Source organism: Rossellomorea sp. QJM3NY_18 (assembly GCF_056173145.1).
The window spans coordinates 415,818-434,990 of sequence record NZ_CM149659.1; the positions used below are offsets into that span (position 1 = coordinate 415,818).

Consider the following 19,173-nt stretch of genomic DNA (forward strand, 5'->3'; position numbering starts at 1 on the left):
AACAGCTTGTCTAATATATATGTACATCTGAAAAAAGATAGAATCATCATTTTCCTTTGATAACTGGAGGTGAAACGTCCGTGAAGAAAACCATGAAGATATCGATCAGGGAGTTAGTGGAGTATGTGTATAAGGAAGGAAGCATTGACCTGAGATTTCAGGCCCGCTCCTCTATGGTCACCGGCACAAGACTCCATCAGAAACTGCAGAAGCAATATAAAGAAGGCGATGAGAAGGAAGTCTTCCTGAAAGGGGAGCAAGCAGCCGGTGGTCTCGTATATCAACTCGAGGGTCGTTGTGATGGCATTCACTATGATGACGGAGAAGTGACCGTGGAGGAGATCAAATCGACGGCAAAAAATCTGGACTTGATTGAAGAAGGAAGCCGGGTTCACTGGGCTCAGGGTGAATGCTATGCATTCTTGTTGGCAAAAGAAAAGCTGCTCCCCCATGTGGCTGTCCAATTAACCTATATCGAGGTTGAATCAGAAAGAACGAAGTCATTCAAGCAAATCTACTCCATTGAAGAGCTTGAACGCATCGTGAATGAAACCCTGGTTGCTTACACACCGTTTGCTACCGTGATTCTGACAAATGAAGAAAACAAAATGAAAAGTGCCACGGATCTGATATTTCCGTATCCTTCTTACCGGAAAGGACAGAAAAAACTCGCAGGTGCGGTATATAAAACAGTAACCGAATCGAAATCCCTTTATGCCAATGCACCCACAGGAACGGGGAAAACCATTTCAACCCTGTTTCCTACCATAAAAGCAATGGCAGAAGGGAATAGCAAGTGGTTTTATGTGACGGCAAAAACGATCACCCGTACAGTGGCAGAAGAGGCTCTTCTTCTTTTGGAAAAAGAGGGTTTGGCACACAGGACGGTTACGATCACGGCGAAAGACAAGATCTGCTTCAAAGAAGAAACGATTTGTCAGAAGGATTATTGCGAATTTGCAAACGGTTATTATGATCGTATTAACGGAGCGCTGATTGATATTTTGACCCAGGAAAGCATCATCACGCGCCCGATCCTCGAATCATACGCAAGAAAACACAAGGTGTGTCCTTTTGAATATTCCATCGACCTTGCCTACCTGGTGGACGGAGTCATCTGCGATTATAACTACATCTTCGACCCGAGGGTTTCCTTGAAAAGAATGAACGAAGAAAGTAAGAAAAAGACGAATCTGCTCATAGACGAGGCCCATAATCTTGTAGGCAGGGGAAGAGAAATGTATTCTGCCTCCCTGAAAAAGTCTGCTTTCTTACAAATCAAAAAGCTATACCCTGAACATGACGGATTGAGGCAGGGAATTACTGCAGTTAATAAGCAATTTCTGCGATTGAAAAAAGAAGACGGTGCTGACAACAGGGTTGAATTGGACGGTCAACTCGTTGAGTCGGTTGTAAGCTTCATTGAAATTGCTGAAAAGTGCCTGGGGGAAACGGGCAGGGAGTGGTCGGAGGGATTTATGCAATTGTATTTCGACAGCATCAGTTTTGTGCGAATTTCAAATCTCTACTCTGAGGAACATCGCTTTGTAATTGATAGAAGCTCCCATGAATTAGAAGTGAAACTTTATTGCATCGATCCATCGAAGCTTATTAAACAGGTTACACGTCCGTATCAATCATCGGTATTTTTCTCTGCTACATTGCATCCGTTTTCGTACTATTTTCAGCAGCTGGGCGGGAGTGAAGAAGATTATCGATTCCTGATTCCTTCCCCATTTGAGCACGACCAGTGGCAAGTAGGGATCCACCCGATTTCCACCCGATTAAGGGACAGGGATCGGACCCTTCCCATCATTACTCGTTCCATAGAGGAAACCTTCAATGGGTACAAAGGGAATTATCTCGTCTTCTTTTCTTCATACTCTTATATGCAGGAAGCGTATGACAGGATGAATAAGGAACCATTGGACGCTAGTGTCCTTATTCAGGAGCCGAATATGAGCGAGAGAGAAAGAGAAGAATTCCTTCAGGAGTTCCGGAGTGATAGAGAACATCCTGTTATCGGTCTTGCGGTCCTGGGAGGAATCTTCTCAGAAGGGATCGATTTGAAAGGAGATCGGTTAAAGGGTGTGATTGTGGTAGGAGTGGGGCTGCCCCAGCCTTCTGTGGAACAGGAAATCATCAAGGATTATTTTAATGGCAGGGGAATGGACGGGTATGATTATGCTTATGTGTATCCAGGGCTGAATAAAGTATTTCAATCAGGAGGAAGACTTATCCGTTCAGAAGAAGACAGGGGAGTCCTGAAGCTGATTGATGATCGGTATTTGACCCCTAAATACCGGGATTTATTGCTGGATGAATGGAAAGAGTATCGCATTATAACGTAAAAAAGACCGCTGTTTTCAGCGGTCTTTTATCATTAGTTAAAAGAAGGATCCTTTAACAGACGGTCAAATTCTTCAAGGTGATGAGTTTCATCGGCGATCATATCATCAAGCTTGATGCTGAGCTCAACAAGACCCAATTCTTCTGCTTGTTCTTTACGCTTCTTATAGCGCTCAATGGTAGCTGCTTCGGCTTTACGGCCTTCTTCAAGCATTTCCTTCACATCATCCGTTTGTTTAACCGCAGCAGGCGTCGTTGTCGGCTGTCCACCCAACGTTTTAATCTTTTCGGCAAGGTATAAAGCGTGACCCTGCTCATCAGGAATTTCTTCTTCAAAGAAAGGTTTTAATATTTGACGATACAAGCCGCTCACGACAGCCGCGTAGTTAGTGTAAAGAATGACTGCCGCATATTCATTGGCTAAATCCTCATTTAATCCATCAATCAATTCATGTAATTTTGCTTCATCCATGTAAAATACCACCCTTTTCATTGTTGTTATAGAGACTATTTACCCGGACTGATGTGAAAATAAACATTCCGGAGGGAAACGAATGCCCTTCAAATATTTTGCCTGAAAATGGGGATTCTAATTCTATAAAAGTCAGAGGAGGGATGAGCATGTCTAAACAGGGCAGGAAGAGTATGGATCAAACTTCTGAACAGCTGGCGAAACAAAAGGCCAAAAACGATGTAGAATTTGCATCTGATACCCAAACGGGAAATGCAAAAGGACAAAGTCAGAAGAAAAGCGGCAGACAAGTAAATAAAAAATAATGGACGAATATCTTTTTCATCGAAAGAAAAACCTATATGTAGAACCAGGAGGTGTAAAGGCATGAGAATTGGTGTTGAACAATCCTTAACAAACGTTGTAGAAGCCTTACGGGCACAGGGGCATGAAGTAGTGGAGCTTAAGCAGGAATCAGATGCAAACGGATGTGACTGCTGTGTCGTGACAGGAATGGATACAAATGTAATGGGTATTCAAAATGTAGCGACTCAAGGCCCTGTCATCGAAGCAAGCGGACTGAGTGCAGATCAAATCTGCCAAGAAGTCGAAAGCAGACTGCAATAACTCCAACACAAAAAAGAACAGCCATTGATGGCTGTTCTTTTTTGTTTATTAGATTCAAATCCATCACCCAATCTGGGCAAGAGGTTGGTTTCTCAAGTGCTCGCGCAGGAGATCAGGAGCGGTTAAAAAGACCAGTCCGTTACCTTCCAGTGTTTTCGGGAAGCCGAGTGGTACTGTCCGCTTAATGAGCTGCGCATATACTTCACATTCAGAAAGTTTCCGGTCGAAGGATGCCTGTTCAAATTCTTTGATCAGGGCTAATGCTCCAGAGATGTGGGGAGCTGACATGGAGGTTCCGCTGAGCTTGGCATATTTTTCTCCCGGAATGGTCGATAGGATTTGTTCGCCGGGGGCCACTAAGTCAACTTCATTGTTGGAATTGGTAAAGTAGGAAGACTTTCTTTGAAGATCGATGGCGCCGACCGAAATGACTTCATTGTAGCAGGCGGGGTAGGAAAATTCATCAGTGCCGCTATTGGAGTCCCCCTCGTTCCCGGCAGCGCATACCACCAGAATATTGGCATCCACCGCTTTTTGGATGGCTTCGTGAAGTGGGTCATAATCTGTAGGTCCCCCCAAAGACATGGAAATGATATCGACCTTTTGCTCGATGGCATAGAGAATACCATTCACGATCCAATCATACTGACCACTTCCACGGCTGCCGGCGAGAACTTTAATCACCAGTAAGTCAGCCATTGGAGCCACTCCGATGACCCCATCACCATTTTCGTTTGCGGCAATTGTTCCAGAGACATGGGTACCGTGTCCGCTGTAATCCGTCACATTATCTTCTGCACCTTCATCATCATCGGTGAAATTTCGGAATCCCTTCACCTTTCCCGTAAGGTCAGGGTGATTCATATCACATCCCGTATCAAGGATGGCGATGGTGATACCTTTCCCTTTATACCCATTTTTCCACATGCTGGGGGCTTGGATTAAATCAACGCCTTTAGGAATTTCATTTGCATCAACAATCATTTCATCCATGAAATATGGAATTAACCTCATTTCACCTTGCATAGCAATCCCTCCTAAAATAGTGTTGAACACAGGAATAAAAATCAGAAGTTTCTGAAAATATAACATTTTTTGGACAAAATGAAAAGGGATAATAGTAATAGGAAAATAAAACCAACCATATTTTCGTCCGCCGTTGCATAAAGGGAGGATCAACCCCTCTTTAGAGGAGTGAGCAGGGATTGATCTTTTTGGGGGGATGAAATTTTAAACAAACGTTTGACTAACGATGCGAACCCTTGATAGTAATAGGGTCTTCGGGGTTAAACAAACGTTTGGTTAAAATAAATCTTCCAGGTTTTTCATCATGTCGCCCCAGGTTCCAACATAAAATAGGTGAAGAAAGGGGGCACAAGGATGAATTATTATCAATATGGCTATCCTGCCTATTCCTATTACCGAAATGCTCCGAATATGGCCTATGCTCACATTCAGGGAGGTCCACTCGCTCCAGGGCTTAAAGGATATGTGTTTTTTCGGGAAGTACAAAATGGTGTGGAAGTATTTGCCGAGGTGACAGGTTTACCATCCTATAAAGAAGGAAAGGGTGATCGAAAGCCGATTGGTCCCCATGGATTTCATCTCCATGAAAAAGGGGCATGTGAGATAGGGGACCCCAATGAACCCTTCACGTCTGCAGGAGGGCATTGGAATCCGACCAATCAGCCACATGGGAATCATGCAGGAGATTTTCCTGTTTTGTTTTCAAATGACGGCTACGCAAAAATGTCCTTTTTTACGAATAAATTTAATGTGAAAGATGTGATAGGGAAGGGTGTCATCATTCATCAAAACCCGGATGACTTCAGGTCCCAGCCTTCAGGGGATGCAGGGAAACGATTGGCGTGCGGAGTGATCATGGGGTATGGAGCACCATAAAGAAAAGGGTTGACCCCGTGTTGGGTCAACCCTTTTGCATGGAGCAGAAGGGATTAAAATACTCCCAGGACATCAAGCATGACGAATAGTATTAACACCGGCGCCACAAAGCGGATCAAGAAGAACCAGGTTTCAAATAATCCCCGTTTTAACCCGCTTCCCTGCTTTAATTCATCATATAAAGCTGTTTTTTTCATTTTCAGCGGTACAAAGAGAGCGATAAGCAATGATCCGATTGGAAGCAATACATTACTAACAGTAAAGTCGGCTAAATCAAATATGGTTTTGCCAAACAATGTGATATCACCAAGTACCCCGAAAGACAATGCCGATGGAATGCCGCAAACGAAGATGGCAAGACCGATGATCCACGACCATTTCGTACGCTTTCCGGGGTCCCCCTTAGAAATGACGGAAACGATGATCTCAAGCATCGAGAACGCAGAAGTCAATGCTGCGAATAAGAATAGCACAAGGAATGCAATGAAGAAGAGCATCCCGAAAGGAAGCTGACTGAACACGGTAGGCAGTACGTTGAATAGCAGCACCGGACCCGCGCCAGGCTCTAAATCAAAAGCAAAGACTGCCGGGAAAATCGCAAGTCCTGCCAGTAATACGATGAAGATATTCATCGCTACGATCGAAATGGCCGAACGTGGAAGACTCTGTGTCTTTGGAAGGTATGAGCTGTATGTCACCATCACCGATACCCCGACACTTAACGTGAAGAACGATTGACCCATCGCTTCTAAAATCGTCTGTGACGTTACTTTGGAAAAGTCGGGCTGGAGCAGGAATGTAACTCCTTCAACTGCCCCATCAAGGGTCACAGCGCGGATCACTAACAGAATGAAAAGAACAAATAATGCCGGCATCATAATTTTACTCGCGAGTTCAATCCCTTTTTCAATCCCCTTGGCCACCACGATGATGGTCATCAAGATGAAGAGAAGCTGAACGAATACACTTATCCCGGGATTTGAAATCGTTGCCCCGAACACTTCTGCGTATTGATCCGATGAAAGGCCGTTTAATTGTCCTGTAACAGCTTTGAATAAATAAACGACGATCCATCCCCCGATTACACTATAGAAGGACAGCAGGATGAAGGATGTGACCATCCCGAGTATCCCGACCCAGTGCCATTTGGTGCCGGGAGCGATCTTTCGGTACGAATCCACTGCGTTGCTTCCGGACGTACGTCCGATTGAGAATTCAGCCAGTAATAATGGAAGGCCGAGTAATAAAGTAAATAAAATAAAGATCAGGAAGAATGCTCCGCCTCCATTTTCACCGGCTATATAAGGGAATTTCCAGATGGCCCCCAATCCGATGGCAGACCCGGCTGCCGCTAAAATAAAGCCGATTTTCGATGACCACTGTTCACGCTGACTCATTCTCATTCTCCTTTCGGTTATTATTGACGTGTGAGGGTAATTTCTGACCAAATAAAAAAATCGCCCCTACATATCGTAGGGACGATTTGGATATCGCGGTACCACCCTAGTTATGAGAAAATTATTCTCATCACTCTTCACACATAACGGTCTTACCCGTCTTTTGATCTCGTCAAAAGAAGCTCCGGAATCGAAATTCGCTTCATCTTTGTACCGGTTCACACCAACCACCGGCTCTCTTAAACAGGGAAATGTCCGCTACTAGTTTCCTTCAAAGCTTATTCAATATTAGGTTATACAATTTTTATCATGAATCAAAACGACTTGTCAATCTATTTCAGGAAAAGTAGTGAGAATTGTCTGGAATTGATGGTGGTTTTTGGCTTTGTCAGGTGTGGAGATGATTGTGTACCTGGTCCATATAGGTGGGGATGTACCAGGTACAAAAAGGCTGAGGCGTACCAGGTACAAAAAGAGCAACTTGTACCTGGTACAAGCCGACCCCGCCCATTGAAACGTGCAGCCATTGAGTTCGCCCTTCTTCTCAAGTAAAATAAAGAAAAAATGGACTGAAAAGGTGTTTTACATGAAATCATTTATTATCATTGGCGCCGGCATTCTCGGGGCTTCCACGGCGTATCATCTCGCGAAAGCAGGAGCGGATGTCATAATCATTGATCGAAAGGACCCCGGACAGGCAACGGATGCAGCGGCAGGAATTGTCTGCCCGTGGCTGTCACAACGCAGGAATAAAGTGTGGTATCGCCTGGCAAAGGGTGGGGCGAAGTATTATCCGAGCATCATAGAACAGCTCGAAGCAGACGGCGAGACTGAAACAGGTTATAAACGGGTGGGGGCCATCAGTCTCCACACGGATGTGCATAAGCTCCATAAAATGATGGAGAGAGCGGAGAAACGCAGGGAGGATGCTCCGGAAATCGGAGAGCTGACCATGTTGACGGCAGAAGAAACAAGGCAGCGTTTTCCACTTCTTTCTGAGGAGTATCAGTCTGTTCATGTCAGTGGTGCAGCCAGGGTGGATGGAAGAGCGATGAGGAAGGCCCTTTTAAATGGAGCTGAAAAGCAAGGAGCAACACTGCGACAAGGGGATGCCAAGCTGTTAAACGAAGACAATCGGATTATTGATGTCAAAATAGGAGACGAAGTACTTCGGGCGGACGGAGTGATTGTGACGGCCGGGGCCTGGGCGAACGAACTCTTTCAACCTCTTGGAATCAATTTTCTTGTATCCTCCCAAAAAGCGCAGATTCTCCATCTGCAAGCAGGTGGGCAGGAGACCGCCGAATGGCCGGTCGTCATGCCACCTAATGATCAATACCTTCTTGCCTTCCCTGCAGGTAGAGTTGTGGCAGGGGCCACTCACGAAAATGATGTCGGTTTTGATCAACGGGTAACCGCTGGGGGGATGCACGAAATTCTTCACAAGGCTATGGACGTTGCACCGGGAATTGGTGACAGTGCAATCCTTGAGACGAGAGTCGGATTTCGCCCGTTCACACCTGGTTTCCTTCCCGTTTTTGGTGCCATGCCGGGATTGGATGGTGTCTGGGTGGCCAATGGACTTGGGGCATCGGGTTTGACGGTGGGGCCATATCTTGGTTCGGAGCTTGCGAAACTTGCTCTCGGTGAACCCACAGAACTTGATCCTGCTGACTATGATGTAGCAGGGGCCGTCGAGTAAAAGAAGAAAAAGCCACCAGCTCATTTCCCTCTATCTTCTATAGGGAATGACCCTTATAATAGAGGGAGCGAAATTTAGTTTAGGAAGAAAAGGTGTTTACGATATGAGTTTATTGACAGTCAAAAACTTAACACACGGTTTCGGTGACCGTGCGATTTTTAACGATGTATCTTTCCGATTATTGAAGGGTGAACATATCGGCTTGATCGGTGCCAATGGAGAAGGAAAGTCTACCTTTATGAATATCATTACAGGAAAGCTTGAGCCTGATGAAGGGAAAGTGGAATGGGCGAAGCGTATCCGTATCGGGTACCTGGATCAGCATGCCCAGTTGAAGCAGGGCATGACGATCCGGGACGTCTTAAAAACTGCCTTCCAATACCTGTTTGATATGGAAACAGAAATGAATGAGCTTTTTGCCAAGATGGGGGAGGCTACCCCGGAAGAACTGGAAGAATTGCTGGAGGAAACCGGTACCCTTCAGGATGCGTTGACGAATAATGATTTCTATATCATTGATGCCAAGGTGGAAGAAATCGGCCGTGGCCTTGGGTTGGATGATATCGGATTGGATAAAGATGTCCACGATCTAAGTGGGGGACAACGGACGAAAGTATTATTGGCAAAGCTTTTACTAGAAAAGCCGGACATCCTATTACTCGATGAGCCTACCAACTATCTTGATGAGCAGCATATCAATTGGTTGAGACGCTATCTGCAGGAATATGAAAATGCATTTATTCTGATCTCTCATGATATCCCGTTCTTAAATAGTGTCATCAATCTGATCTATCATATGGAAAATCAGGAATTGAATCGCTATGCAGGGGACTATCATGAATTCAAACGGGTCCATGAAATGAAGAAACAGCAGCTTGAGTCGGCTTTCAAGAGACAACAGCAGGAAATCTCGGAGTTGAAGGATTTCGTGGCCCGCAATAAGGCCCGGGTATCCACCCGTAACATGGCCATGTCCCGTCAGAAAAAGCTTGATAAGATGGATGTAATCGAACTGGCTGCGGAAAAGCCGAAGCCGGAGTTTCATTTTAAACAAGCGAGAACCGCCGGCAGGGTCATCTTTGAAACGAAGGATCTTGTGATCGGGTACGATGAACCGTTATCAAAACCGCTCAACCTGAAGATGGAGCGTGGTCAGAAGATTGCTCTATCAGGAGCCAACGGAATCGGGAAGACGACTCTATTGCGGAGCATCCTCGGGGAAATCAAGCCGATTTCCGGTTCAGTGGAGCTTGGTGATTATCTTCATATCGGTTATTTTGAACAGGAAATCAAGACAAAAAATAGTAACACATGCATTGAAGAAGTGTGGAACGAGTTCCCATCCCTTAACCAGGCGGAAGTTCGCTCGGCCCTGGCTAAATGCGGATTGACGACGAAGCATATCGAAAGCAAGGTAGAAGTGCTGAGCGGCGGGGAAAAGGCAAAGGTGCGACTATGTAAACTGATGAACAAAGAATCGAACGTTCTTGTCTTTGATGAACCGACCAATCACTTGGATGTTGAGGCTAAAGAAGAGTTGAAGCGGGCATTGATAGAATACAGAGGCACCGTGCTCTTAATCAGCCACGAACCTGACTTCTATCAGGATGTAGCGACGGAAGTATGGAACTGTGAAGATTGGACAACCAAATTGTTTTAATAAAAAGCCGATTCCCTCAAATAACTAAACCGTACCGTTTTGAGGTGCTTTTCATCAATGGTATATAAAAAAGTAGAACTCGCCGCAGGAATTTTTTCGCGAGTTTCTTTATTAGGAAGGCAAAAACCTTATGTATTTACTTGTGATACGGTTCATTAAGATTTCTTGCCCTACCAGAGAGAGTAAAATAAGCGGAGCACAGAAAAATCTCCCATATTTCTATGTTTTGAGTAAATAGGCGGAGTGGCCCTGTCGGTTGGAAACTGGAAGATTAAACGTGATAAAGAATTACAGGAAGAAGCTGAGAAGGAAGAGACAATCCTTAAACCGGCTACTGAATAGTATGGAAAAAGCCTGCCTTGGAGGAATTCATGGCAGGCTTTTTTTATTTAATTGGTTTTTCGGACCTCATACAAATGAAACGACAATCCAAATGGATCAGATATCATTTCACTTGTTGAATGATAGACGTGATCTACCCTGCAGCCGCTGTCCAGGAGCTTTTGCTTGCTTCTATCAAAATCATCCACAGCGAACTCGAAATGCACGGTGTTATGATCACTATCTTCAATGAAGAAATTCCGACCATTCATCGAGAACTTTGTTTCCTTTTGTCCCTGCTCTTCAACCTTCATTCCAATGATATTCGTGTAAAATTGAATCGCTTCATGGTAATGCTTCACTCCAACTGCAACATTATGAGTGAGCTGAAAGGATGAACGAAGGTTATGCTTCAACTGAGGGACAAAATCTTCAGATGGAGCATGTAATAAATCCAGTAAAGAATAAATGACGCAATATTCGTCTCCGGGCCCGAAGTAAGCAGAGCTGCAATGATAAATCATACCTTCTTCACCTTTTTTGAAAGTGGATACTCCAGGCATGGAGGTTTTCTCATTTTTAAACCCGAGGTCTTGTGAAAAAGTGTTTCCTTTCGATGATACAAGTGGAAAGGACCACCCTTTTGAAGCTGCAAAGTCTTCTTGAACGGCCGGGTCGTCTGGAGAGGATAGAACAAATTCACAACGACTTAACAAATGATGATACACCCCATTAAAGCCATCCCCCCACATGGAACAATAGCGACATTTCCTCCCCATATTATGGATGATAATAAGTTCATCCTTGTCTTTGAAAAGTTCCTCCAGTGTAACGGTCTGTTGATCAGTTGTTAAAAAGAGGTAGTTTTCAACCTTTTGCGGAGCTTGTTCTTTGCGTAGCTGTGCAAGCTGCCTTTTCTTTTCCATGATTTCCAACTCTAATGCCTGTATTTCCTTCGTTCCTTCAAATGTGGTCATTTTATTGCCTCCTATTAGAACTTGTCATATGTAAGATTCTGTATTGGAGTGAGATGTCCTTCTTTTCAGGAGATGATCGTATCTTATCTGGTCGTCAACGAATGTACTTTAATTAAATTTTCTGAAAATATATTGACAATTTTCAGAAGACACGTTATCTTTTGAGTAGTTAAATATAACACATATTTTTATAAACGAATTAATAACGTTATATAAATATATTTTTATATCATATCAGGGAGGCCGATACATTGATTTTGCATGAGATTGAAACCGCCGGTCGATCGCAAATGGAGCGCCTTCAACTAGAGAGACTGCAACATGTTGCTTCAGTCGTTTATGAGAAAGTTCCCTTTTACCGGGAGCAGTTTGAGAGAAGGGGCATCAAGCCGGAAGATATAAAGTCTTTGGCGGACTTAAAAATGTTACCGCTTACAATAAAGAAGGACCTTCGGGATCATTATCCATTCGGCCTGTTTGCCGTAGAGCGTGAGGAAATGGTCAGGGTTCATGCTTCAAGCGGTACGAGTGGGAAGCCCACAGTCGTAGGTTATACCCAGAATGATATTGATATGTGGGGCGGAATCGTGGCGCGGGCAATCAGCATGGCAGGCGGGAAACCGGGAGATGTCCTGCATAACGCATATGGATATGGCTTATTTACCGGGGGCCTTGGCCTTCATTATGGGAGTGAGAAGCTCGGGATGATCACGGTTCCGGTGTCAGGAGGGAACATGTCCAGGCAAATCACGTTATTGGAAGACTTCAAGCCATCTATCATATGCGGTACGCCTTCTTACGTTCTCAACTTAGCTGAATCAATGGAAGCACAAGGGAAGGATCCAGCTTCCCTTTCTGTGAAATATGGAATCTTCGGGGCCGAGCCGTGGTCGGACTCAATGAGGAAGACGCTGGAGCGGAAGATGGATATTAAAGCATGTGACATTTACGGGTTAAGTGAAGTCATCGGACCCGGGGTTGCCATGGAATGTCATGAAGCACGGGACGGTCTTCATATTGCAGAGGATCACTTCCTCGTTGAAGTCATTAACCCTGATACGTTAGAGACCCTGCCGGAAGGGGAAGTCGGGGAGCTTGTGTTTACAAGCTTAACGAAGGAAGCCTTTCCGATCATCCGGTACAGGACCGGCGATATCGCTTCGATTCAGCACGGAACATGCTCATGTGGACGAACAACGGTGAAGATGTCCAGGGTGAAAGGAAGAGTCGATGACATGCTCATCATCAGGGGAGTGAACGTGTTTCCATCCGAAATGGAGCATTTTCTGCTTCAGATAAATGACCTTGCACCACATTATCAAGTTCACTTGAAGAAAAAGGGGCACTGGATTTGGTGGAGCTGCAGGTTGAGGTGACGGATAAATGTTTTAATGGGGTGTCGAACGACTTGCATCATGACCGTCTGAATGAATTGGAAAGAAAAGTGAAGGGCCTGATGAAAGATCGTTGCTACGTTTCCATGGATGTCAAAGTGAGAGCTCCCAGGGAAATACCCCGTTCGGAAGGAAAAGCCATCCGGATTGTTGATCTTAGGGGAGAAGCCATGCTTCAATAAATTTTTTTGAGAAAAATACCTATCACACGATTTCATCATAACGTGGTAATGGTGTAATAAAGGAGGGGCTGCAATGAGTGATATATTGACAAATCAACCATTGACGGAAGATGAGCGTATGGCTCATTTTATGAAAAAGATCGAAAATGACGAAAAAATCGAAGCCGATGACTGGATGCCGGATGAATATCGGAATGCGCTGATCAAGCTGATATCTATGCACGGCATAAGTGAAATCATGGGTGCACTCCCTGAGAAGGAGTGGGTCCCGAAAGCACCTACCCTCAGAAGAAAACTGGGGATCATGGCAAAAGTTCAGGACGAGATGGGGCACGGCCAGCTTTTGCTTCGTGTAGCGGAAGATTTGATGAAGCCTTATGGGAAAACGAGAGAGCATATCATGAGGGATTTGTTTTCTGGAGATTTGAAGTTTCATAACGTCTTTCATATGGAGGCACCGACCTGGGGAGACGCGGGGTTGATCGGCTGGCTCGTGGACGGGGCGGCAATCATTACACAAACGAATATGCTTCATGCTTCCTATGGACCATACGCCAGGGCGCTGAAGAGAATTTGTGCCGAGGAAGTATTCCATGCACAGCATGGTGAGGCAATCATCATGGCATTAGCAGAAGGTACACCGGATCAGAAAGCGTTGGTCCAGGATGCGGTGGACCGTTGGTGGGAATCGCTTCTGATGTTCTTTGGACCTGGGGACGCGAAGACAACGGGATCTTCCAAGCAGGATATTACCATCAAGTACAACATCCGCACGAAAACCAATGAACAGCTTCGTCAGGACTTTTTTACGAAATATGTTCCTAGAATGCTGTCATTGGGTCTGACGCTCCCGGATGAAACGATGTACTTTGATGAAGAACAGGACTTATGGATCTATAAGCAGCCCGACTGGAGCCGCTTTAAGGAAATTATTCGCAACAAAGGGCCAAAATCGAAGGACCGCCTCCGTTTAAGGGAATTATCCTACGATAACAATGCGTGGGTCCGGGAAGCGTTAAGCCCAGGTGACCGAGTAAGTTAGAAGGGAATGAGAAGAGATGTCAGACAAGGGTCAGAACTTTTATCAGGAATTTGAAGTGTTCAGTAAACGGTCGGACGGGGCACAGATGCAGCATCAGTTCAGTCTGCTGGCTCCCAACCATGAGCTTGCCATGGTAATGGCTCAAGAGAATTTCATGAGAAGAGAGCCTGTTTCGGATATATGGGTCGTGAAACGGTCGGATGTACGGATGATGACCCCCGAAGAAAGGGAGAGCGTCTCCCGTCTTGATAATAAAGATTACCGTAACGCCAAGGGCTACGGCTATTTGAAAAAGAAGTGGAGACAGTACGAACAGGAAATGCTTGATGAGAAAGAAATCATGTCATGGGGAGAGTTGGTGAAGAAGAAATGAACGTGAAAAGTCCACAGGACATTCCGAATGCAGATTACAAGGAAGCCCTCCTGAGCCTCTTATATCAGCTGGCTGATGACGATTTCATCCTTGCTTACCGGGGATCTGAATGGCTGGGGCTCGCTCCCCATATCGAAGAAGATGTCGCGTTTTCTTCCATCAACCAGGACACAATGGGACATGCGACCATGTTTTATCAGCTACTTGAAGCGTTGGGAGAAGGGGATCAGGACCATCTCGCCCATGGTCGGAAAGCGCCAGAAAGAAGAAATGCCATTCTCCTTGAAGAAGTGAATGGACCCGGAAACTACATGGAGGAGCCACGCTATGATTGGGCCTTTGCTGTTGTACGGCATTATTTTTACAGTGTGGCAAAAAAAGTGCGGATCGATGCGCTTAAGAATTCTTCCTATGAACCACTTGCCGAGATGGCCGTCAAGATCAACACAGAATTGTATTACCACCTGCTTCACTGGAAAACCTGGTTCATACAGTTGATGAATGCAGGCGGAGAAGCAAGGGAGCGTATGAATAAGGCAACGGAAAGAGTACTGGAAGAATTCGCGGGAGTCCTGACCCTGGGGCCAAGGGGGAAAGAAATGTCCCTTATGGCTTTGATCGAAGGGGAAGAAAGTTTAACAAAACGTTGGGAACTCGCGCTCGAGCCGGTCTTCAGGTCCTGTCAGCTTTCCTTTCCACCGACTGTAGGCATGAAAAAGGGGAATGGACGCTTAGGTGAACACACCCCTGAACTGGATACGGCACTTTCGACCTTGAGCGAAGTCTATCAAACAAATCCGGCTGCAAGCTGGTAAAGGATGAAGGAAAATGACTGCTACCGTTTTAGATGTTCTTCAAACTGTGAAAGATCCTGAAATCGATTCCATCAGCATTGTGGATCTCGGAATGGTCAATCGCGTCGATCAACAGGAAGAAACCCTTGTAATCGAGCTTCTTCCCACTTTTGTAGGCTGTCCGGCACTGGACATCATTAAAGGCAATGTCGAGAAGGCGTGCAGAGAACAACTGGACGTAGGGTCCGTACAGGTGGAGTTCGTCTATTCTCCGCCCTGGACATCGGATCGACTGACAGTGAATGGACGGGAGCGGCTGAAGGAATTCGGCATCGCGCCGCCGCCGGAACATTTTACAGGGGAAGAAGATTGGGAGATTCACTGCCCGTACTGTGATTCCCCCTATACCTCCATGGAGAACCTGTTCGGGCCGACCGCCTGCAGAAGCATCCTCTACTGCAAACAGTGCCGGAACCCGTTCGAAGCCATGAAACCTATATCCACGATGATGTGAAAAATCTAGTAAACTACTGAAAATCAAAGGAGAGATTCCATTATGGTAAAACTAATCGCGTTATATAAGCACCCTGAAAACAAAGAGAAATTCGATGAGCACTACTTCAATACCCACGGTCCGATCACAGCGAAGATCCCTGGATTGAAGAAGATGGATCTCACTCGTATCGTCGGATCACCGATGGGCGGGGAAGGCAAATATTATTTAATGTGCGAAATGTATTATGACAGTCATGAAACACTGAAGGCAGCCATGAAATCCGATGAAGGAAGAGCTTCAGGGAAGGACCTTATGGGCTTCGCAGCAGAACTTGTCACACTTATGATCGGCGAAGAAGTGAATGAATAAAGAGTACGAATATATCGTAGTGAGCGAGAGGGACGGACTTGGTTTTGTAGAACTGAACAGACCGAAAGTCCTCAACGCCATCAATCGTCCTATGGTATCGGAATTGGTCCATGCTTTCGAAGCATTGGACCGGAACGACAATGTGAAAGTGATAGTGTTATCCGGCAGGGGGAGGGCGTTCGCTGCAGGAGCCGACATCGATGAAATGGCAGAGGACGGTGCCATTGATCTGGAGCTCTTGAATCAATTCACCGAATGGGACCGTCTGGCCTGGATCAAGAAGCCGATCATCGGAGCGGTCCAGGGGTTTGCGTTAGGAGGGGGATTTGAACTTGCCCTGTGCTGTGACCTTTTGTTCGCGGCGGAGGATGCAAGCCTCGGTTTTCCCGAAGTGAATCTCGGGGTCATGCCGGGAGCAGGCGGGACGCAAAGGCTCACGAAGCTGATCGGGAAATCCCGTGCTATGGAATGGCTGTTATCGGGAGACATGTTTACAGCCTCCCAAGCACTCGAATGGGGAGTTATCAACCGGACGATCCCGAGAGAGCTATTAATAGAAGAAACAGAGAAATTTGCGAGGAAACTGGCTGCCAAGCCCCCGCTTTCCCTTCGCTTGATCAAGGAGTCTGTACATAAAGCCGTGGATTCCTCGATTTATGAAGGAATGCAGTATGAGCGCAAGAACTTCTATCTGCTTTTTGCCTCTGAAGATCAGAAAGAAGGCATGAAGGCTTTTGTAGAAAAAAGGAAACCTCATTTTAAAGGGAAGTAAGGAGGCTGCAGTATGTTTGAAACGATTACCTATGAAGTGAAAAATAACGTAGCCTGGATCACCCTGAACCGACCGGATAAATTGAATGCCTTTATCCGCCAACTCAATCTGGAAATCCAGAAGGCTGTGAAGGACTCTTCGCGAAATGAAGACGTGAGGGCCATCGTCATCACGGGGGAAGGCAGGGCATTTTGCTCGGGGCAGGATCTGAGTGAGGTGGATGAAGATATGGATCACGGAGAAGTGCTGCGACATAACTATGGACCGATGGTGAAGGAAATCGAGCAGTGTGAAAAACCTGTCATCGCCGCAGTCAATGGAGTGGCTGCAGGGGCGGGATTCAGTCTGGCACTTGCATGTGATTTCAGGATCGTGTCAGAGAAAGCGAGTTTTGTTCAAGCATTTGTCCACGTTGGATTGGTCCCTGATTCAGGAAATCTGTATTACTTATCAAAGATTGTCGGATATGCGAAAGCACTGGAGCTTGCTGTATTTGGTGAGAAGATCAAAGCAACTGATGCTGAAAAACTTGGCCTCGTCACGAAAATCGTACCGGTTGATGAGTGGCAGGAAGAGACGACTGCGTTCGCAGAAAGAATCGCCTCCATGCCGACAAAGGCAATCGGCTTGATGAAGCGCTTATTGAAGGGAAGCGGAGAGCTTTCCTTCAACGAATACTTAGAAAAAGAGGCTTGTGCCCAGAGGATTGCAGGACAGACAGAAGATCACCGGGAAGGTGTGACAGCCTTCATGGAAAAGAGAAGACCAGCCTTTCACGGAAAATAAACCAACCTAAAAGGAGATGGAATTATGTCTACAGTAAAAGAACAGAGCTTTGAAGTCCTTGAAATGAAAAGAGAACATTATTCATTGGTGATCAATGGTCAGCGAATGGAAAGCACATCGGGAGAAACCTTTACGACGTATAACCCGGCAACTGGTGAAGCGATCGCCACCGTTTCACTGGCATCAACAGAAGATGCGGAAAAAGCGGTAGAGGCAGCAAGGAATGCATTCGACTTCGGAAAATGGAAGAAGTTCCCGATCAATAAACGTTCCCGTGTCCTCAATAAAATTGCAGGCATTATGAGATCCCGTTTCAATGAACTTGTATCTCTTGAAATCATGGACAGCGGGAAATCGTTATCTGCGGCACAAGGTCAAGTGATGCAGGCAATCGAAGACTTTGAATTCTATGCAGGCGCGATCGTGGGTCACCGCGGAACGGTCAATAACGTACCAGGTCAATTCACAAACGTTGCCGAGAAAGAACCGGTCGGTGTCTGCGCTCAGATCATCCCATGGAATTATCCACTGATGATGGCTGCATGGAAAATCGCCCCTGCCATTGCCGCAGGCTGTTCGGTTGTTGTGAAACCCGCGACTCTTACACCTCTGACTGCCATCGTCCTTGGGGAAATCTGCATTGAAGCAGGGGTTCCGGAAGGGGTCGTCAACATCATCCCGGGAGCTGGTTCTTCTGTGGGGAATTATCTAGTGGAGCATGAAAAGGTTGATAAAGTGGCTTTCACCGGCTCCACTCCGATCGGTAAAAACATCATGGAAAAAGCGTCCCAAACGTTAAAAAGGGTGACTCTAGAATTAGGCGGGAAATCTCCGAATATCGTGTTTGAGGACGCCGATGTGGATGCGGCCGTCGACGGTTCCCTGTTCGGAATCTTCTATAATACTGGGCAGTCTTGTGAAGCCCGTTCAAGATTATATGTCCATGAAGACATTTATGATGAGTTCATGGAGAAATTCGTTGAAAAAACGAAGAAGCTGAAGCTTGCAGATCCTCATGATAAAGGGACTCATATCGGGGCGATCATCAACCAGGGTCAGCTGGATACAATTGATGGATATGTTCAGTCTGCCAAAGAAGAAGGAGCAACGATCCTCGCCGGGGGAAGCACGGCCAAGGTGGAAGGCTTCGAAAATGGCTACTGGTATGAGCCGACGATCATCACTGATGTAAACCATGATATGAAGGTTGTAAAAGAAGAAATCTTCGGTCCTGTCGTGGTTGTCATGAAGTTCAAGGATGAAAAAGAAGCGATCAAACTGGCGAACGACAGTGAATATGGATTGGGTTCTGCCGTATGGACTCAAAACCATGGCCGTGCAACAAGAGTATCGAAAGCGATCCAGGCAGGAATCGTCATGGTGAATTGCCCGTTCTCTGCTTTCCCTGGTACTCCGTTCGGAGGCTACAAGCAGTCAGGGTTCGGCCGTGAGCTCTGTGTAGAAACGCTGGATCTGTATACAGAAACGAAGAGTATCATTTCGTACTTCGGAAACCGTCCGTTAAATCCATTTGGCGTATAAAAAACCAGCATCAAGCAGGGGGGTTGTCCTATCAGGG

General features: G+C 45.9%; 18 protein-coding genes, 1 pseudogene and 1 other annotated feature. Of the genes and pseudogenes, 15 read left to right on the forward strand and 4 right to left on the reverse strand.

Annotation, left to right across the window (positions count from 1 at the left end):
• Window positions 1-80 precede the first annotated feature (80 nt).
• A complete protein-coding gene (locus AC0VXY_RS02200) occupies window positions 81-2,351 on the forward strand; it encodes a helicase C-terminal domain-containing protein (RefSeq protein WP_475526743.1) in 2,271 nt (756 codons plus the stop codon).
• Between the two features lie 32 nt (window positions 2,352-2,383).
• Here the strand turns inward: AC0VXY_RS02200 and AC0VXY_RS02205 are convergent, their stop codons facing one another.
• Complete coding sequence (locus AC0VXY_RS02205) at window positions 2,384-2,821, reverse strand: ferritin-like domain-containing protein (RefSeq protein WP_475526744.1); 438 nt, start codon at window positions 2,819-2,821, stop codon at window positions 2,384-2,386.
• A 149-nt stretch (window positions 2,822-2,970) separates the two neighbouring features.
• Here AC0VXY_RS02205 and AC0VXY_RS02210 point away from each other — a divergent pair, with 149 nt between their 5' ends.
• Window positions 2,971-3,126 carry a hypothetical protein gene (locus tag AC0VXY_RS02210; protein WP_200908417.1) on the forward strand — a complete coding sequence of 52 codons (156 nt, stop codon included), beginning with the start codon at window positions 2,971-2,973 and terminating at the stop codon, window positions 3,124-3,126.
• 61 nt (window positions 3,127-3,187) lie between these two features.
• On the forward strand, window positions 3,188-3,427 hold the full coding sequence (locus AC0VXY_RS02215; RefSeq protein WP_034760945.1) for a YkuS family protein: 240 nt from the start codon (window positions 3,188-3,190) through the stop codon (window positions 3,425-3,427).
• 63 nt (window positions 3,428-3,490) lie between these two features.
• Here AC0VXY_RS02215 and AC0VXY_RS02220 read toward each other — a convergent pair whose 3' ends face one another.
• Entirely contained in the window at window positions 3,491-4,453 is a 963-nt protein-coding gene (locus tag AC0VXY_RS02220; protein WP_435993759.1) for a S8 family peptidase, read from the reverse strand.
• A gap of 354 nt (window positions 4,454-4,807) precedes the next feature.
• Between AC0VXY_RS02220 and AC0VXY_RS02225 the strand changes: the two genes are divergently transcribed.
• The gene (locus AC0VXY_RS02225; protein ID WP_435993757.1) at window positions 4,808-5,329 is read left to right on the forward strand and encodes a superoxide dismutase family protein; all 522 of its coding nucleotides are present in this window, start codon (window positions 4,808-4,810) and stop codon (window positions 5,327-5,329) included.
• 53 nt (window positions 5,330-5,382) lie between these two features.
• Here AC0VXY_RS02225 and AC0VXY_RS02230 read toward each other — a convergent pair whose 3' ends face one another.
• On the reverse strand, window positions 5,383-6,726 hold the full coding sequence (locus AC0VXY_RS02230) for a sodium-dependent transporter (protein WP_475526745.1): 1,344 nt from the start codon (window positions 6,724-6,726) through the stop codon (window positions 5,383-5,385).
• 74 nt (window positions 6,727-6,800) lie between these two features.
• Window positions 6,801-7,010, reverse strand: a binding site (T-box leader).
• A 302-nt stretch (window positions 7,011-7,312) separates the two neighbouring features.
• Here AC0VXY_RS02230 and AC0VXY_RS02235 point away from each other — a divergent pair.
• Window positions 7,313-8,428, forward strand: a complete 1,116-nt coding sequence (locus AC0VXY_RS02235) for an NAD(P)/FAD-dependent oxidoreductase (protein ID WP_435993751.1) — start codon at window positions 7,313-7,315, stop codon at window positions 8,426-8,428.
• Between the two features lie 103 nt (window positions 8,429-8,531).
• Window positions 8,532-10,088: an ABC-F family ATP-binding cassette domain-containing protein gene (locus tag AC0VXY_RS02240; RefSeq protein ID WP_475526746.1), complete on the forward strand. Its 1,557-nt coding sequence runs from the start codon at window positions 8,532-8,534 to the stop codon at window positions 10,086-10,088.
• A gap of 389 nt (window positions 10,089-10,477) precedes the next feature.
• On the opposite strand, the gene AC0VXY_RS02245 is transcribed toward AC0VXY_RS02240, so the two are convergent.
• A complete protein-coding gene (locus AC0VXY_RS02245; protein WP_435993747.1) occupies window positions 10,478-11,386 on the reverse strand; it encodes a DUF899 family protein in 909 nt (302 codons plus the stop codon).
• A gap of 251 nt (window positions 11,387-11,637) precedes the next feature.
• Between AC0VXY_RS02245 and AC0VXY_RS02250 the strand changes: the two are divergent.
• From AC0VXY_RS02250 to AC0VXY_RS02290, 9 genes and pseudogenes are all read left to right on the forward strand, one after another.
• Window positions 11,638-12,962 (forward strand): annotated as a pseudogene (locus AC0VXY_RS02250) (phenylacetate--CoA ligase family protein).
• 73 nt (window positions 12,963-13,035) lie between these two features.
• The gene (gene paaA, locus AC0VXY_RS02255) at window positions 13,036-14,004 is read left to right on the forward strand and encodes a 1,2-phenylacetyl-CoA epoxidase subunit PaaA (protein WP_435993743.1); all 969 of its coding nucleotides are present in this window, start codon (window positions 13,036-13,038) and stop codon (window positions 14,002-14,004) included.
• 16 nt (window positions 14,005-14,020) lie between these two features.
• Window positions 14,021-14,377, forward strand: a complete 357-nt coding sequence (gene paaB / locus AC0VXY_RS02260; protein WP_034760966.1) for a 1,2-phenylacetyl-CoA epoxidase subunit PaaB — start codon at window positions 14,021-14,023, stop codon at window positions 14,375-14,377.
• Window positions 14,374-15,192 carry a 1,2-phenylacetyl-CoA epoxidase subunit PaaC gene (gene paaC / locus AC0VXY_RS02265; protein WP_475527794.1) on the forward strand — a complete coding sequence of 273 codons (819 nt, stop codon included), beginning with the start codon at window positions 14,374-14,376 and terminating at the stop codon, window positions 15,190-15,192. The genes paaB and paaC overlap by 4 nt, the downstream gene beginning before the upstream one ends.
• 13 nt (window positions 15,193-15,205) lie before the next feature.
• Window positions 15,206-15,685 (forward strand): 1,2-phenylacetyl-CoA epoxidase subunit PaaD, encoded by a 480-nt coding sequence (gene paaD, locus AC0VXY_RS02270; RefSeq protein WP_435993738.1) that lies wholly within the window; start codon window positions 15,206-15,208, stop codon window positions 15,683-15,685.
• Window positions 15,686-15,727: 42 nt separating this feature from the next.
• Complete coding sequence (locus AC0VXY_RS02275) at window positions 15,728-16,036, forward strand: EthD family reductase (RefSeq protein ID WP_475526747.1); 309 nt, start codon at window positions 15,728-15,730, stop codon at window positions 16,034-16,036.
• Complete coding sequence (locus tag AC0VXY_RS02280; protein ID WP_475526748.1) at window positions 16,029-16,808, forward strand: enoyl-CoA hydratase/isomerase family protein; 780 nt, start codon at window positions 16,029-16,031, stop codon at window positions 16,806-16,808. The genes AC0VXY_RS02275 and AC0VXY_RS02280 overlap by 8 nt, the downstream gene beginning before the upstream one ends.
• A gap of 12 nt (window positions 16,809-16,820) precedes the next feature.
• Entirely contained in the window at window positions 16,821-17,594 is a 774-nt protein-coding gene (locus AC0VXY_RS02285) for an enoyl-CoA hydratase-related protein (RefSeq protein WP_435993732.1), read from the forward strand.
• A gap of 24 nt (window positions 17,595-17,618) precedes the next feature.
• Window positions 17,619-19,136: an aldehyde dehydrogenase family protein gene (locus AC0VXY_RS02290; RefSeq protein ID WP_475526749.1), complete on the forward strand. Its 1,518-nt coding sequence runs from the start codon at window positions 17,619-17,621 to the stop codon at window positions 19,134-19,136.
• The last annotated feature ends 37 nt before the right edge of the window (window positions 19,137-19,173 follow it).